This window comes from Shewanella metallivivens, assembly GCF_028750675.1.
In the GTDB taxonomy this organism is placed as follows: domain Bacteria; phylum Pseudomonadota; class Gammaproteobacteria; order Enterobacterales; family Shewanellaceae; genus Shewanella; species Shewanella metallivivens.
Genome location: NZ_JAQQPZ010000001.1, coordinates 332,359 through 346,578, shown reverse-complemented (window position 1 = coordinate 346,578; position 14,220 = coordinate 332,359). Strand labels below are relative to the sequence as shown.

Below are 14,220 nucleotides of genomic sequence, written 5' to 3'. Positions count from 1 at the left end.
CGTATTGAGAGAACGCTTATGCAGTATGCACATATTACAGGTTGGGGAAAGTCTGTTCCACCAGCGACACTGACTAACGATGACTTAGCCACGTTCATGGACACCACCGATGAGTGGATCAAGACTCGTACAGGTATTAGTAAGCGTAATATCAGCCACGTTAATACGTCAGAAATGGCTTCTGTCGCGGCCAAACATGCGCTAGCAGCTGCGGGCATTGACGGCAGTGAGCTTGACTTAATTATTTTAGCCACGGCAAGCCCAGATACCTTAATCCCAAACATTGCCTCAACTGTACAGGCAAATATTGGTGCTACATGCGCAGCATTTGACATTAATGCTGCGTGCAGTGGTTTTTTATATGGCGTCGGTTTGGCTAGCTCAATGATAAAAAGCGGTCAAAATAAAAAAGTGCTCATCATTGGTGCTGAGCGTCTGTCGTTTTACCTTGATTGGTCTCGCCGTGAAACCGCTGTACTGTTTGGTGATGGTGCTGGAGCGATTGTGCTTGAAGCAAGCGAAACCCCTGGCGGCATACTAGGTTATGAGTTAAATAACGATCCTGAAGGTCGTCATATTTTACAGTCTAACTTTGGCACTCAAATGGACCGATTTGATAGTGAGTCACTCGACTTTTATATCCACATCAACGGTCAAGAAGTGTTTAAACGTGCGATTCATGGCATGGGCAACTTAAGCGCTAAAGTGCTTGAAAAATGCAATACCAATATTGATGATGTTGATTTTGTTATTCCGCATCAAGCCAATGAGCGGATTATTGATACTCTAGTCACTCGAATGAAAATTCCAAAAGAAAAAGCTTTTGTGAATATTGCTGACTATGGCAACACCTCTGCTGCAACAATTCCTATCGCCATTTGCGATGCGTTAGCACAGGGTAGAATTGTCGCGGGACAAACCATTTTGTCGTGTGCATTTGGCGCAGGGTTAACCTCAGCGGCGTTGCTACTCAAATGGGGGGAGCGCACGACACCGATAAAGACCAGTGACGCCGAATTACCACCTTGTGACAAAACTGCTTTAGAAATGATTAAGCCTGCAGTTGATCACTTTTTCAGTAAAGTAGAAAACAAGGAAACATAATTACTTTTAATCTGTTTTTTAAAAGTAAAAGCCAGTGTTCAAGACTGGCTTCTTATACTAATCCGCATTAATAGGTGACCACTCAGAATGCGGATTGGTATTAATATATATCAATAAGGTTTTTCAGCGACAACTGTTTCATCTCTCCCATCGCGGCAACTTGCGCTAATAACAATTCGCCACAAGATAAGGCATCAACCAACGCATTATGCGCAGAGTAAACCGGTAGGTGATACCGCTCCCTACTTGCCCCTAATCTTAAAGATCCTTGCCTTAGTACATCTTGTTGTCTTAAACAGCGTTTTTTTTCTATCGCCAAGGTGTCGATAAACACCAAAGGTATTGATTGTCCAAAACAACGTACTAATTGTTGTTGAATAAACTGTATATCTAGCGGCGCATGATGGGCGACTAAAATGTGGCCTTGCGTTTCGGCTAAAAACCATTGCATGGCTTCTTCAATTGAAAGTGCTTTATGTAATTGATTATCAACAATGCCATGCACCGTGGCGCTTTGGCCAACACTTCCACTAATCGCAATCATTAAATGTTGCGCCTTATCTAACGGGATAACGCCATTCGAAATGGGCACAATACCGATACTTATCACCTGATCTTTTAGTGGGTCTAGCCCAGTCATTTCCAGATCAATTGCCATTAACGGTGCGTCGATAAAACGTTTACTTAACACAGGTGTGATTGCCGCTAAGTAATTTTTTAAAGGCAAAGGTAATGATTTTGTTCTACTACGCCACAGTAACGCTTTTATCCACCACAGGTTGGCCACTAAAAGCTCCTCAAAAATTTCAGCTTTATACCCGCTTGTGCGTCATGCACTACCTTAAATGCATCACGCAGTTGATGCCGTAGCAATGATGATAAATGCTGTGGCTTTAAAAAATTATTAACCGGTACATTATGGGTTACCTGATATCCTTGATTGGCTAGGCGCATATGAGCAATAAACTCATGAGCATCGGCAAGATTAAGCGCATCTTTACGATTAATAATATTGGCATCCATTAAGGCTCTGATCCTTTTAGCCGTATTTACCTCTTTGATACCCGCGCTTAACGCGTAAACCCGAGCGATGTCATTAATCAGCGCACTGCCCTTATGTTTTAAATCCATGCCTTTAACTTCACTGCCATCGCGTTCAAGGACAAATTTTCTAAAAAAGCCTAACGGCGGAGATTCGGTTAGCGAATTACCTGCCATGCCAGCAAGAAAAATATCATTATCTTTCGTCGAGGCTAATACCTCATCTTGTAACTCACTGAATAAACTCATAGGGCCAAATACTGGGCGCATATCAAAAAAAATACTGGCGTGCATTAAAGCTTTAGGCTCAGGCTCAAGCACCCAATGCTTGAAAAGTGTTTTCCATTGGTTTAACGGTAAACGCCATTTAGGATTTTGCGCCATAATATCGCCAGGACAATATACATAGCCGCATTGATCAAGCCCCTTACACACGGCTTTGGTTAAGGTGTCAAAATACGCCGCAGCGAACTCATCCGGCTCATGGGCTAACAATAAACCATTATCTTGATCTGAACACGCTACTTGATCTTGGCGCCCTTGCGAGCCAAATGCTAACCAGCAAAAAGCCATCGGTGCTTTACCCAACATCTGTTGGTTTAACTCAATTAAGCGGCGTGTTAATGCATCAGTAACCGACGTCAACACTCGGCCTATTTCTTCAGCTCTCGCATCGGCGCTAATCAAATTTTGTAACAGTAACGGAATTTGTTTACTGACTTGGATTAAACTATCGATGTTGGCTTGGCGACCAATCTCTCCGATAAGCAATAAAGGTTGAGAACGTTGTGCGCGAAGAATGTCGGTACTGGTGATCATGCCAATAGCCTGACTGCCCTCAACCACTGGCAAGTGATGTATGTTATGTTCGCTCATGGTTAACATGGTTTCAAACACCAGCGCATTGGCGTGGGTAGTAATGGGGTTAACCGTCATGGCTTGGCTTACCAGTGTGTTAACCCCTAACCCTTCGGCGATAACACGATTACGTAAATCTCGATCAGTTAAAATGCCCACCAATTTATGATTATCAATCACTAATACTGATGAAACTCTGTATTCACGCATCAGTTTTGCGGCATCATTTACACTAGCATGAGCCTGAATAACGATGGGTTTGGAACACATAATTGAAGTAATGCGACTGGTTGTGGTGAGATCTTTTGCTTTAAAGCGCCCTTCGTTGCGTAAACGCTTGGCAAATGCTCGGGTAAAAAACTGATCAAAACTGCGGTGTTCAGCTCGTAACTGTGCAAACAATGACTGAGGTAAATGATAAACTAAGCCGTCTTCTAAAATAGCCACCTTATTAACGACTTTTTCACCCGACAATAACGTCGAAAATCCAAAGCATTCACCTTCTGCAACTCGGTCGACTAATACACCTTCAGGATCGCGCACCTCAAATGCACCACTGCGGACGATATATAATTTAGGGTTATCTTTATCAAACTCCACAAAAGCAGAAGCTTTACTGTAATAGCCCACGGTAATGGTTTTAGCACATCGGCTAATCACCTCATCAGGTAATGAATCAAATGGAGAATGTGCAGCCAAAAATTGTTCTACGGGTTGTAACTCGCTTGCATCCATCACTCATCTCCCTGTTGTTTACCTGTTTCACTATAGCAAAGCCTTTAAACTCAGCGCTATAGGACTAAAGACCAACAAAAAGAGCGCCGAAGCGCTCTTGTAAATTTAGCTTAATAATCAAGCACTATGATTAATGGTCGTGTGCTTCGCCAGCCCCTTTAGGGAAACGGATAGACTCTACCATAGCCACAATTTCATCAGGGATTTTTGTGGTGACTTTACTGACCGCAAATGCCACACCAAAGTTAATAAACATGCCCACCATACCAAAACCTTCAGGTGAAATACCTAAGAACCAATTGTCAGATGAATTAGCTGCTGGATTGATAAACTTAAAGTAAGCAATGTAACTGGCAGTAGATAATAAACCAATCACCATACCGGCAATAGCGCCTTCTTTGTTCATGGTTTTAGAGAAAATGCCCATGATAATAGCAGGGAACAATGACGCCGCTGCTAAACCGAATGCAATCGCGACCACCGCAGCCACAAAGCCTGGTGGATTAATACCAAAGTAACCGGCCATTACCACGCCTAATGCAGCAGCAATACGGGCGTACATCAACTCTTTTTGATCAGAGATGTCAGGCATTAAGTTTTTCTTGAGTAAATCGTGCGATACCGATGTTGAGATAACTAACAATAAACCTGCTGATGTTGATAATGCCGCCGCTAAACCACCCGCAGCAACAAGGGCAATAACCCACGCTGGTAGCGAAGCAATTTCTGGGGTAGCAAGTACCATGATATCACGGTCGATGTTCATTTCATTTTTTTCACCGCTGGTGTAAAAAATGTTGCCATCATTGTTTTTATCTTCCCACTTAATTAAACCGGTTTTTTCCCAGTTTTTAATCCAAGTAGGTGCGGTTTCATAAGGCACACCAGTAGAATCAGGACCATTAATGGTCTCAATCATATTGACTCGCGAAAACGCAGATAGAGCAGGAACAGTGGTATACATAATTGCAATAAATACTAAAGCCCAACCCGCTGATACACGCGCATCTTTTACTTTAGGTACTGTAAAGAAACGCACGATTACGTGTGGTAAACCAGCAGTACCAAACATCAATGCACCCGTAATAAAGAACACATCGATCATGTCTTTAGAACCTTCGGTGTATTGGGAGAAGCCTAACTCGGCAGATAAACCATCGAGCTTATCGAGTAAGTACACCCCGGTACCGTTACCCGCGGCATCAATGAGCTCAGCACCAAACCCGATTTGAGGTAAAATATGACCCGTCATCATGACCGAAATAAAGATAGCTGGCACCATAAAGGCAAAAATCAATACACAATATTGCGCTACCTGAGTGTAGGTAATCCCTTTCATGCCACCTAATACCGCATAAAAGAACACCACCGCCATACCTATGTATACGCCAGTTTCCACCTCGACTTCTAAGAAGCGAGAGAACACCACACCAACCCCACGCATTTGACCTGCAATGTAGGTAAAACAAATGAAGATGGCACAAATTACCGCAACGGTACGGGCCGTTTGCGAATAATATCGGTCACCAATAAAGTCTGGCACGGTAAACTTACCAAACTTACGTAGATAAGGCGCCATACACAAAGCAAGTAATACATAACCGCCAGTCCAGCCCATTAAATACACTGAACCGTCATAACCAACAAATGACACAATACCTGCTAACGAAATAAATGATGCCGCAGACATCCAGTCTGCCGCAGTTGCCATGCCGTTCATCACTGGGTGAACACCGCCACCAGCAACATAAAACTCTTTAGTAGAACCTGCACGAGACCAAATGGCGATCCCGATGTACAGCGCAAAAGTGGCGCCGACAATTAAATAAGTGAGTGTTTGAACATCCATCGTAGTGCCCCTTAGTCTTCCTGAACATTGTATTTTTTGTCTAATGCATTAGCTTTCGCTACATAAACAAAAATCAGCGCCACGAATACATACATTGCACCCTGCTGCGCAAACCAAAACCCCAGTTTGAATCCCATAAATGTGATTTCGTTAAGTACATCAACTAATAAAATACCGCAGCCAAATGACACTGCAGCCCAAATTGCAAGCAAACTAAGTACTAGACGTAAATTCTCACGCCAATAACCCGCTGCCTTATCGTTATTTTCAAAACTCATTGCGACTCCCCTGTGCTAGTTTTTGTAAAGTCATTGTTAATTTAGCAACTCATGGCAGCACCACAATCAAGACCTTAGTCGTACCTTTTTCGAAAAAATATAAACAAAACAAATAAAACAACTGTTTATCAGAAGCTTACATGAATTTTTATTGAGGGATTTAATTAAAGTGCTTAAACTGGCTTAGACCAAGGTCGAACAAAAATCCGACGTTCTGCCATGATAAGTTGGCTTTTATGCCACAAAAGAACACAATATAAATTGGGGTTTACATTGAAATCTCATCAGTTTCTTGAGATAAGTATTGAATTGCCGTGATGGTTTTTATAATAAAATCAATAAGGATTACTTTTTGAAGCTTTCCAGCATTAACAAACAACACCTGCTGTTTTCTATTGTTCTAGGTATTGCAGGTCTACTCATCAACTGTTATCCCATTCAGTTTTTCGCCAATGTGCAATTTGTGCTGGGAAATACCGTGACGGTCATTGCCGCCGTATTACTTGGACCTTGGTATGCATTGTTAACCGCCATGTTTGCGTCGACAGGGTTAATGATCAACTGGGACAGCCCTCATGTTTACTTATTTTTCGGGCTTGAAGCGTTATTTTTAGGTTATGCTCGGCGGTTAGATATCTATGCTTTATATGCTGATGCCGCTTATTGGCTCATAATCGGTGCGCCTTTGGTGTACTTGTATGTCACCTTTATTATGGATATCCCTTCTTCGCATTTAGGTTTTATTATCGCTAAACAAGGCGTAAATGGATTAGTGTATACCAGCCTAGCCTCACTACTCATTTTAGCCATACCTAAATTATGGTTTTTTAAAGGTAAAGTTAAAGACCGTCATCGGCGTATGTTGAGTGCTCAATTAACATATTTTTTCACCCTTATGGTGACACTTACCCTATTGTTTTCGGCATTAATATTTAATTATTATTTTTTAGAACGCCAACAAGCCATGTTGAAACAAAACATCAATGACGCGGTTTCCCATTTAGCAACATCAGCTCAAAATTACTTACAAAGCCACAAAACCGTGATTAATAATGCGGCAAAGCAACTCACTATCGTGGCGGATGACCCTAATCAATGGCAAAAGATGCTGGTTAATTTGCACGAAAGCTACCCAGGTTTCATCAGTATGCTAATAGCAGATCCTCGCGCAGATATTATTGCAGCGAGCCCCGCGTCACGCTTAATCAATATCGATGCTCAAGTTAACATTAATATTAAAGACCGCGACTATTTCATTGAATCGTTTTACAATCACCGACTATTTGTGTCATCAGTATTTTTAGGACGAGGTTTTGGTAATGATGCGATCATAGCCATGAGTGCGCCCTTCTATACCAATCTTCAGCACACAACGACAGCGGGTATTGTTGAAGGATCGTTAGATTTAAGTCACTTCTCCCATGTAGACCAAAACAATGAATATTCCGACGATGAGTCGGTGGTCATGGTCGATGAGCAAAATCAAATTATTTATGCGTCTGAAAGTCTCGGATTAACCGCGTTGTCACCGTTTAATTTTACTGTCAATGATGGTGTATACCGAACCAGCCTTGAATTACTCAATATTAAACAGCCAGATTCGATTGTGCCAGAATACATCTATGCCCATAAAACACTGGATAATGGCTGGACCGTTTATATTTTAAAAGAATTCTCACCTTTACTTAAGTTGGCTGAAGAACAAATGTTTAGCAGTTTTCTTATGTTACTTATTTCACTGATTTGTACTTTTTACATTTCCAGAAAACTCAGCGCACTATTAACTGTGCCGCTCGAGGTGGTAGCAGATCAGTTCAGTACATCAGCAACGGGCACGACAAAAGTGCCCAGTATTGATGAAAACTCTCCTAAAGAAGTGTTTAATTTGTACCAACGATTAGCCGCCAGTAAACAGCAGTTGATTGACAATCAAGTTCAATTAGAAGAAACCGTCGCCAAACGCACTGAAGAATTAGAAAATGCTAACCGTAAACTTAAAGAGTTAGTCGACAGAGATCCTCTCACAGGCTTATTTAACCGCCGTTATGCTGAAAATAAATTTAACGAAGTGCTCGACTTTTGCATGCGCAGCGAACAAGCCCTAACCGTAGTCGTGTTAGATTTAGACTTATTTAAAGATATAAACGATAACTATGGCCATTTAGCAGGTGACGAATGTTTACGTATTTTCTCTCAGTTATTACAAAAATATTTTAAGCGAGATATTGATATTGTGGCCCGTTATGGTGGAGAAGAGTTCTTATTAATATTGCCATTGAGTAACGCATTGCACATTAAGCACCACCTTAATAGCTTTAGAGAAGCCGTGTCTGAACAAAAGTTCACCTCACCTGAAGACAAGCGCGAATTCAACGTCTCCGTCAGTATTGGTGCCATTACCGCTAATGCTGATTATGCTAATGATTTAGACAAGTGGATTAAAGTGGCAGATGATAATCTATATCAAGCTAAACAAGACGGGCGCAATAGAACCGTGATTGATATCATCACGGAGTAATGGCTAAAAGCGAACTCAACAAAAAGCGTTTTATTGCCCAGAAAAACAAACTGTTCTGCACAAACAAAGCCTTATATAAACGATAAAAGCACAGGGTTGAGCCTAATCGATAGGCTCAATTATTCGGCTAATGGCTTGTTTACTGGTAAGCCAACACATTCAAACCCATCAACTAACCAGCGCCGTTGCATACAGTTAAAACAACTTAGCAATACATCGTCAATCATCTCATCTTCATCATCTTCGATAAAATATTGGCAAACCTTAGCGGCCTGACGAGATTGAAGTAAATGATTATTGTCAAAACGAAATATCCAACGTCCAGCCGCAACAGTAGAACTTTGAATCGCAGGCACATAAGTAAACCACGGCGTCATGATTGAGTCATCAAACTCTTGAAGTAGACTGTGATTGCTTCGCTTCATTGCATGCCTCCATGCTCAATATTTTTTCAACTGTTGTCTTAACGCATTACACCATTGCAGCGCACCCGTTTGTGGCTCTGGTACTTGATGCACCAACAACAAAAATAAATGTCGATGGAACACGGCTTTAACCTTACCACTCAATAAAATTTGTTCGTGACCTTCGAGCATATGCCCATTAACATCCATAACACCATCAAGGCCACAATGCTCGGTGATGTGCTCAACACTTAGTAATACTGACGGGACCGCTGCAGATAATCCCACTGAGACTTGGCCCTTTAACCTGCCATCATTGCCCGATAAACGTAAGCCAATGCCCGCTAAAGCACCAATCACGCCTTGCCCGCTACCACCATGTTCAGATAAATCAACATTAACGGTTTTAGCCAGTTGGTATGCATCATGTTGAGACTTAACCCTCTGTTTAGCATCAACGCCAAAGCAAATAAGCTTTTGACAATCGTCAGCGCTTAATGAGTGTTTATCAACAATCGCTAAACCTGGATCGGCTACCGCTGCACTCTCTGCCACTAAATGTACAATGCATAACTGTTTGATTTGATCTAACGTTAAATCAGATTCCAGCTCAAAACACATTGCGCTATTATGAGAAGTGTATGGAATATCTGGATGCACAAATAACTGATGCCGTGTTACCCAAGTGGCACGATTGCCCCCCTGCTTATTGACAGAACTCAAAGCAGACTTAGCCTCAATAAGATGCATTATCTCCTCGGCTATTTCACCAGTGCCCTTGGTGCCAATATCATCAGTATCGTCAATACAAATTAACCAGGTTGTTGTCATTTATCTCGCATCCCATTTTTAATAAGTAAATCATGCGCATCTAAACGCTTTAAAATCAGCGGTACTAATAATGCACCTAACACAGCAAATGCACCGCCGCTTAGGCAGTTAATCCCAAATTGGATTAAGACAATATTGATGTCCATGCCCAGTAAAATATCTTGCACACCAGACTTAAGAGCCCAGGCAACTGAGCCTATTGAGGCCAATAAAATCAGTCTTACCCTAAGTGAGAATAGCGTCGCGATAAACAATAAGCCGATATCCATTGCGATTGCGGGTAAGGTAAACTTTAATAAGATGAATACCCCGCCTTTGCCAACCCCTAAAATCATCGCTAACATGCCCGCCAACAGTCCACATAACGTCATACTGCCAACCTTATTGGTGGCGCCATAGCACACTAAATAAAAAACACTCATTAAAAACATTGAATGCCCAGAAAAGCCTAGCTTCATCCGCAACATACTTTTTATCACCACAAGTAATGTTGCACAAAAACCAATAAACAAAGAATGGTGTAAATTAAATCTCGAATTCATTTACGAGTACCTTAATGTCATAACGCTAGTTTAACGGCCAATGTGTGTGAGTTGATGATTTATCGAAATGTCGTTGGTTTGCAGAATGTGCAATGTGTTTTGACAAACTTAATAATTGAATAAGCAAGGGAAATAAAACACATTTAACCAGCTCAAACCAATTGATAGGATTCATTAATGCCTTAGGGGTAATACGGGCACCACGTAAGCATTGGATATGGTAAATGTCTCGCGCTTCTTGACCAATAAATGGTAATACTTTTATTGATGTCGTCACCACAAACGCCCATTTTGTCGGCAGCAATAAACTGAGTACCTGACTGATTTGATGGCTCGATTGTGTACTTGCAAGCCACCAGCTCGGTAACATCACCAGTATGATTCGAGTGACCACAATGACCGCTTCAAATAATCGCTCCTGACCATAAAGCAAGACGTACAGACCGATGGTCACCAGTGATTGGAGCATAAATAGTTTGATTAACGGGGCGAGTTTAGCTTGGCAAAGCCATGCATGAACCAGCAGGCAAATATTGATGAGCAATAAGTAACCTAGGTGTTGTTGTAACACTAAAAAGGCACTCATTGATAAAACAATACTGAAAACAATGGCACCGCTGCATAAGATTAGCTTTTGCTTTGAACGCAAAATAGCGTCGTTTAATGCATTATCCACAGGCGTTACGTCAGTTAATGTGTATTTGTCAGGCTTGGCTGATTTTAAATCTATCATCACTATGACGCTCTTTTTAACACACAGTGTTCAGTAAGGTGTTGCTGCTCAATAAGCCAACACTTACTCAGTAGTGAAGACAATATGGGGCGATGACTTGAAAAAACAATTGCTCCGCCATTTTCAGAAAAGTGTTTTAAAGCATTAATCACCAGTGGAAAATAATGATTATCTAATCCAGCAAAAGGATCATCTAATAATAAGATTTTAGGTTTTATGCACAGCACTGATGCCAATGCCACGAGGTGTTGTTGCCCATAAGACAATTTATGCGGCGAATGAGATGCTAAAGGCGTTAACGCTAATTGCGTTAATATCTCTTGCGCATTAGATAAAGGTAAACCAAATCGCTTAAGGCTAAATTCAAGCTCTTGCAGTACCGTCATTTCAAAAAGTTGCCTTGACGGTCTTTGCATTAAAAAACCTAAATTCGCCCCAAATATTCCCAATTTAGGCGTTTTACCGAATAGCGAAATATGGCCTTTATACTCATTGCTCACACCAACAATTTGATTAAGTAAACTGGTTTTACCGCAACCATTTTCACCAAATAAACCCACAATATCACCTGAATGTAGACTCACCGTTTCATTGATGTGCAGTGTTGCCATTTGATTAGCATACCTAATGGTCAAATTTGACAGGGTCAGTAAACAATTGCGTTGCACAACATTGGGGTCATTAGAATGTTGCAGCTGAGTCATATTCACTGGCATGTTATCGCTTAAAGATAAGGAGGCAGAATGACGACTGATGTTATCGGCAACCGGGTCACTTGCTTGTAACGCTTGAGTTGCGGGGAGCAGTTCGCCTAAGGCCAATTGCCATTGAAAATCAATAATTTCACTAAATGGTGCTGTATTGTGCTCCACTATCACAACACTGACTCCGGCCGCCAATAAGTCTGTTAACACCTTACAAAGCTCGTTAATACCTTGATTGTCAAGTTGCGCCCAGGGTTCATCGATTAACATCAAGTTAGGTTCAAATACCAATTGAGCAGCCAGCATCAGACGATACTTTTGCCCTAAAGAGAGATGACTCACAGCGGTGTTGAGCGGCAAGGCTAACCCTACTTTTGCTAACGCCTGTTCAACTAACGGCAACATATCAGCAGCAGGAACAGACAAATTTTCAAGCCCAAATGCAACTTCAGCCCCGATTGTCTCCCTCACCAATTGCACATGTGGGTCCTGCATAATCATGCCAATAATGAGCTCAGGACTGTGGGATATTTGCCCTTGATAATTAAATTGATTTGGCATTGCCATCAGCTGTAACAAGGTTGTTTTACCACACCCGGTCGCACCGATAATACAGTGGCATTCTCCAGGATTAATCTGGAGATTAAGGTTCTGATACAAATAAGTTGAATCAACCTGTTGCAGTTCAACCTGATGCAATGCCAGTAACGTCATGAGTTAAAGCTGCCAGTTAATACCCACAAACACTTGTCGACCGGCTTGAGGCAGTGCTTCACTTTGATAATAATTTTCATCTAATAAGTTTGTCGCTCTGATATAAGCGGCTAAATTATCACCCATAATAGGCTGTGAAAGGTTAAGATCGATGAGGGTATAACTGTCCAATTCGTTCTGCACCGACACGGTGACACCGCTGACTTTCTCACTGGTATAGAAGGTTTGATCTGTAATGTGCTCAATATCAAGGTTCACTTTCAATCCAATATCAAATTGATATTGGCCTTGGAATCGATATTGATGTTTTGGTCGATACTCAAGCTCGCTAATATTGTCGTCATCTAATGCTTCAGAGTCCAAATAGCTATAAGAAACCGTCAACAACAAATCATCAAAATATTGATTTTTAATCGATAAATCGACACCTTTAAATTTATAGTCGCCTAAGTTTTGATAAACACTGTCGTCATCTTTGGCAATATAATCATTTGCTTCAGTGTAGAAACCTGTTACATCGAATTCGGTTTGGTAGCCTAAGTCCTGTTTAAGACCTAATTCGACATGTGCAGACTCTTCTGGGGATAATGATTCATTACCTGAAGATTGCGAATACAGGTTCGTTAATGAAGGGAAACGAACTTTTCGGGCAATACCGGCATGCACTTTACTGCTATCAGCGACATTCCAGTAACCTGATAATTGCCCTGAGTAATTATCATCATCACCTTGGTCTTGCTGATGATTATGAGCCGCTAAGCCTAAGGTGATGCCATAAAGATCATCACTCTGATACTGATACTCTGCTGCTAACGTATGTAACCAAGCATCTTTATCAAATTGCTCACTTGTGTCAGAACCCGAGGTAATACTGGTCGACTCCCAGCGTTGATCTTCACTAATAATCGAGGTTGTTAATATGCCATAATCAAAAAAATCTTTTACCAATTGCAGGTTAGCACCTTGAACTGTAGAAGTGCTGTCTTCACTCGACTTAATGTCTTCATAATCACTGCTCTTGTATGAGACATCCAAGGTTTTGCTCTCGTTATGATAACCGAAACCACGGAATACCAGCGACGGTGAAAATTTATGCGCAAAACCGAGTTGCAATATCAGGCTATCAAAATCATCAACGCGTTCATATTTCACTTTATTTGAACCCGTTCCGTCAGAACTTGGCTTACCCCAGCTTGCTGAATTGTAGTCAATATTACCCGTTATCATTGTGTCATCAGACACAAAGTAACTGCCTTGTGCATACACATTATCTAAGGTTTTATCCGCATTTAAACGGGTATCACCAGTTTGCTCATCAGTATCATCATAATCTGATGACATTGGAAAACCATCCGTCTCTTGATGGTTATAACTCATAAAGCCTTGCCAGTTACTGCTGCTGCCAGCAACGTTTATGTTGCCATTAGTGGTATCATTTTCAGAAAACTCGAGGTTACCTGAAACATTCGCTTCCATGTCGCCTTCACGAGTAATGATGTTAATCACACCACCAGCCCCACCTGGGCCATATAGAACCGATGATGGTCCAACAGACACTTCAATAGACTCAATTAATGCGGTAGGAACAACACTAGGATCAAATTGACCATCTTCTGCACCATTGGCTGGTACACCATTGATTAAATAAATCACATGCCTCGCTTTAAAGCCACGAATATCCACCCTTGGTGTACCTTGGCCGCCGACTCGCACGTATATCCCGGGCACATTTTTCAACACTTTATCTAAGCTTTTTGCGCCTGAAGCTTCAATGTCAGCTCTTGATAGACTCCAGTGAGTCATTGATGATTCAACTGCAGATGCACTTTGACCCTTTACAACAATGACTTCTTGAATTTTTAATAGAGGATCTCGTTCAATATCATCAGCCATAGTGCTAAAGCTAGCG

Annotated in this window: 12 protein-coding genes; 2 read left to right on the top strand and 10 right to left on the bottom strand. The window is 41.5% G+C overall.

Annotation, left to right across the window (positions count from 1 at the left end):
• The first annotated feature begins 18 nt into the window (after positions 1 to 18).
• Complete coding sequence (locus PQR79_RS01425) at positions 19 to 1,104, top strand: ketoacyl-ACP synthase III (protein WP_238106151.1); 1,086 nt, start codon at positions 19 to 21, stop codon at positions 1,102 to 1,104.
• 100 nt (positions 1,105 to 1,204) lie between these two features.
• Here PQR79_RS01425 and PQR79_RS01420 read toward each other — a convergent pair whose 3' ends face one another.
• From PQR79_RS01420 to PQR79_RS01405, 4 genes are all read right to left on the bottom strand, one after another.
• Positions 1,205 to 1,882, bottom strand: a complete 678-nt coding sequence (locus tag PQR79_RS01420) for an exonuclease domain-containing protein (RefSeq protein ID WP_238106152.1) — start codon at positions 1,880 to 1,882, stop codon at positions 1,205 to 1,207.
• 8 nt (positions 1,883 to 1,890) lie between these two features.
• Positions 1,891 to 3,738 (bottom strand): DUF294 nucleotidyltransferase-like domain-containing protein, encoded by a 1,848-nt coding sequence (locus PQR79_RS01415; RefSeq protein WP_238104875.1) that lies wholly within the window; start codon positions 3,736 to 3,738, stop codon positions 1,891 to 1,893.
• A 130-nt stretch (positions 3,739 to 3,868) separates the two neighbouring features.
• Positions 3,869 to 5,587: a sodium:solute symporter family protein gene (locus tag PQR79_RS01410; RefSeq protein WP_238104877.1), complete on the bottom strand. Its 1,719-nt coding sequence runs from the start codon at positions 5,585 to 5,587 to the stop codon at positions 3,869 to 3,871.
• An 11-nt stretch (positions 5,588 to 5,598) separates the two neighbouring features.
• Complete coding sequence (locus PQR79_RS01405) at positions 5,599 to 5,865, bottom strand: DUF4212 domain-containing protein (protein WP_188921825.1); 267 nt, start codon at positions 5,863 to 5,865, stop codon at positions 5,599 to 5,601.
• Positions 5,866 to 6,217: 352 nt separating this feature from the next.
• On the opposite strand from PQR79_RS01405, the gene PQR79_RS01400 reads away from it, so the two are divergent.
• On the top strand, positions 6,218 to 8,383 hold the full coding sequence (locus tag PQR79_RS01400; protein ID WP_238104879.1) for a diguanylate cyclase: 2,166 nt from the start codon (positions 6,218 to 6,220) through the stop codon (positions 8,381 to 8,383).
• A gap of 119 nt (positions 8,384 to 8,502) precedes the next feature.
• Here PQR79_RS01400 and PQR79_RS01395 read toward each other — a convergent pair whose 3' ends face one another.
• From PQR79_RS01395 to PQR79_RS01370, 6 genes are read right to left on the bottom strand one after another with little or no spacing between them, the layout of a single operon-like run.
• On the bottom strand, positions 8,503 to 8,808 hold the full coding sequence (locus PQR79_RS01395) for a hypothetical protein (protein WP_238104881.1): 306 nt from the start codon (positions 8,806 to 8,808) through the stop codon (positions 8,503 to 8,505).
• A gap of 15 nt (positions 8,809 to 8,823) precedes the next feature.
• Entirely contained in the window at positions 8,824 to 9,618 is a 795-nt protein-coding gene (locus tag PQR79_RS01390) for a DNA-binding protein (RefSeq protein ID WP_238104883.1), read from the bottom strand.
• The gene (locus PQR79_RS01385; protein WP_238104885.1) at positions 9,615 to 10,160 is read right to left on the bottom strand and encodes a core component of ECF transporter; all 546 of its coding nucleotides are present in this window, start codon (positions 10,158 to 10,160) and stop codon (positions 9,615 to 9,617) included. Before PQR79_RS01385 ends, PQR79_RS01390 begins: the two co-directional genes overlap by 4 nt.
• A gap of 25 nt (positions 10,161 to 10,185) precedes the next feature.
• The gene (locus PQR79_RS01380; RefSeq protein ID WP_238106153.1) at positions 10,186 to 10,893 is read right to left on the bottom strand and encodes an energy-coupling factor transporter transmembrane component T; all 708 of its coding nucleotides are present in this window, start codon (positions 10,891 to 10,893) and stop codon (positions 10,186 to 10,188) included.
• A gap of 2 nt (positions 10,894 to 10,895) precedes the next feature.
• Positions 10,896 to 12,311, bottom strand: coding sequence for an ATP-binding cassette domain-containing protein (locus tag PQR79_RS01375; RefSeq protein ID WP_238104887.1), 1,416 nt, complete (start codon positions 12,309 to 12,311; stop codon positions 10,896 to 10,898).
• 3 nt (positions 12,312 to 12,314) lie between these two features.
• The gene (locus PQR79_RS01370) at positions 12,315 to 14,204 is read right to left on the bottom strand and encodes a TonB-dependent receptor plug domain-containing protein (protein WP_274408358.1); all 1,890 of its coding nucleotides are present in this window, start codon (positions 14,202 to 14,204) and stop codon (positions 12,315 to 12,317) included.
• Between the last annotated feature and the right edge of the window lie 16 nt (positions 14,205 to 14,220).

Coding starts and splice junctions, on each gene's coding strand:
- PQR79_RS01425 (WP_238106151.1), top strand. CDS start 19: ATGCAGTATGCACATATTACAGGTTGGGGAAAGTCTGTTCCACCAGCG.
- PQR79_RS01415 (WP_238104875.1), bottom strand. CDS start 3,738: ATGGATGCAAGCGAGTTACAACCCGTAGAACAATTTTTGGCTGCACAT.
- PQR79_RS01410 (WP_238104877.1), bottom strand. CDS start 5,587: ATGGATGTTCAAACACTCACTTATTTAATTGTCGGCGCCACTTTTGCG.
- PQR79_RS01405 (WP_188921825.1), bottom strand. CDS start 5,865: ATGAGTTTTGAAAATAACGATAAGGCAGCGGGTTATTGGCGTGAGAAT.
- PQR79_RS01395 (WP_238104881.1), bottom strand. CDS start 8,808: ATGAAGCGAAGCAATCACAGTCTACTTCAAGAGTTTGATGACTCAATC.
- PQR79_RS01390 (WP_238104883.1), bottom strand. CDS start 9,618: ATGACAACAACCTGGTTAATTTGTATTGACGATACTGATGATATTGGC.
- PQR79_RS01385 (WP_238104885.1), bottom strand. CDS start 10,160: ATGAATTCGAGATTTAATTTACACCATTCTTTGTTTATTGGTTTTTGT.
- PQR79_RS01380 (WP_238106153.1), bottom strand. CDS start 10,893: ATGATAGATTTAAAATCAGCCAAGCCTGACAAATACACATTAACTGAC.
- PQR79_RS01375 (WP_238104887.1), bottom strand. CDS start 12,311: ATGACGTTACTGGCATTGCATCAGGTTGAACTGCAACAGGTTGATTCA.
- PQR79_RS01370 (WP_274408358.1), bottom strand. CDS start 14,204: ATGGCTGATGATATTGAACGAGATCCTCTATTAAAAATTCAAGAAGTC.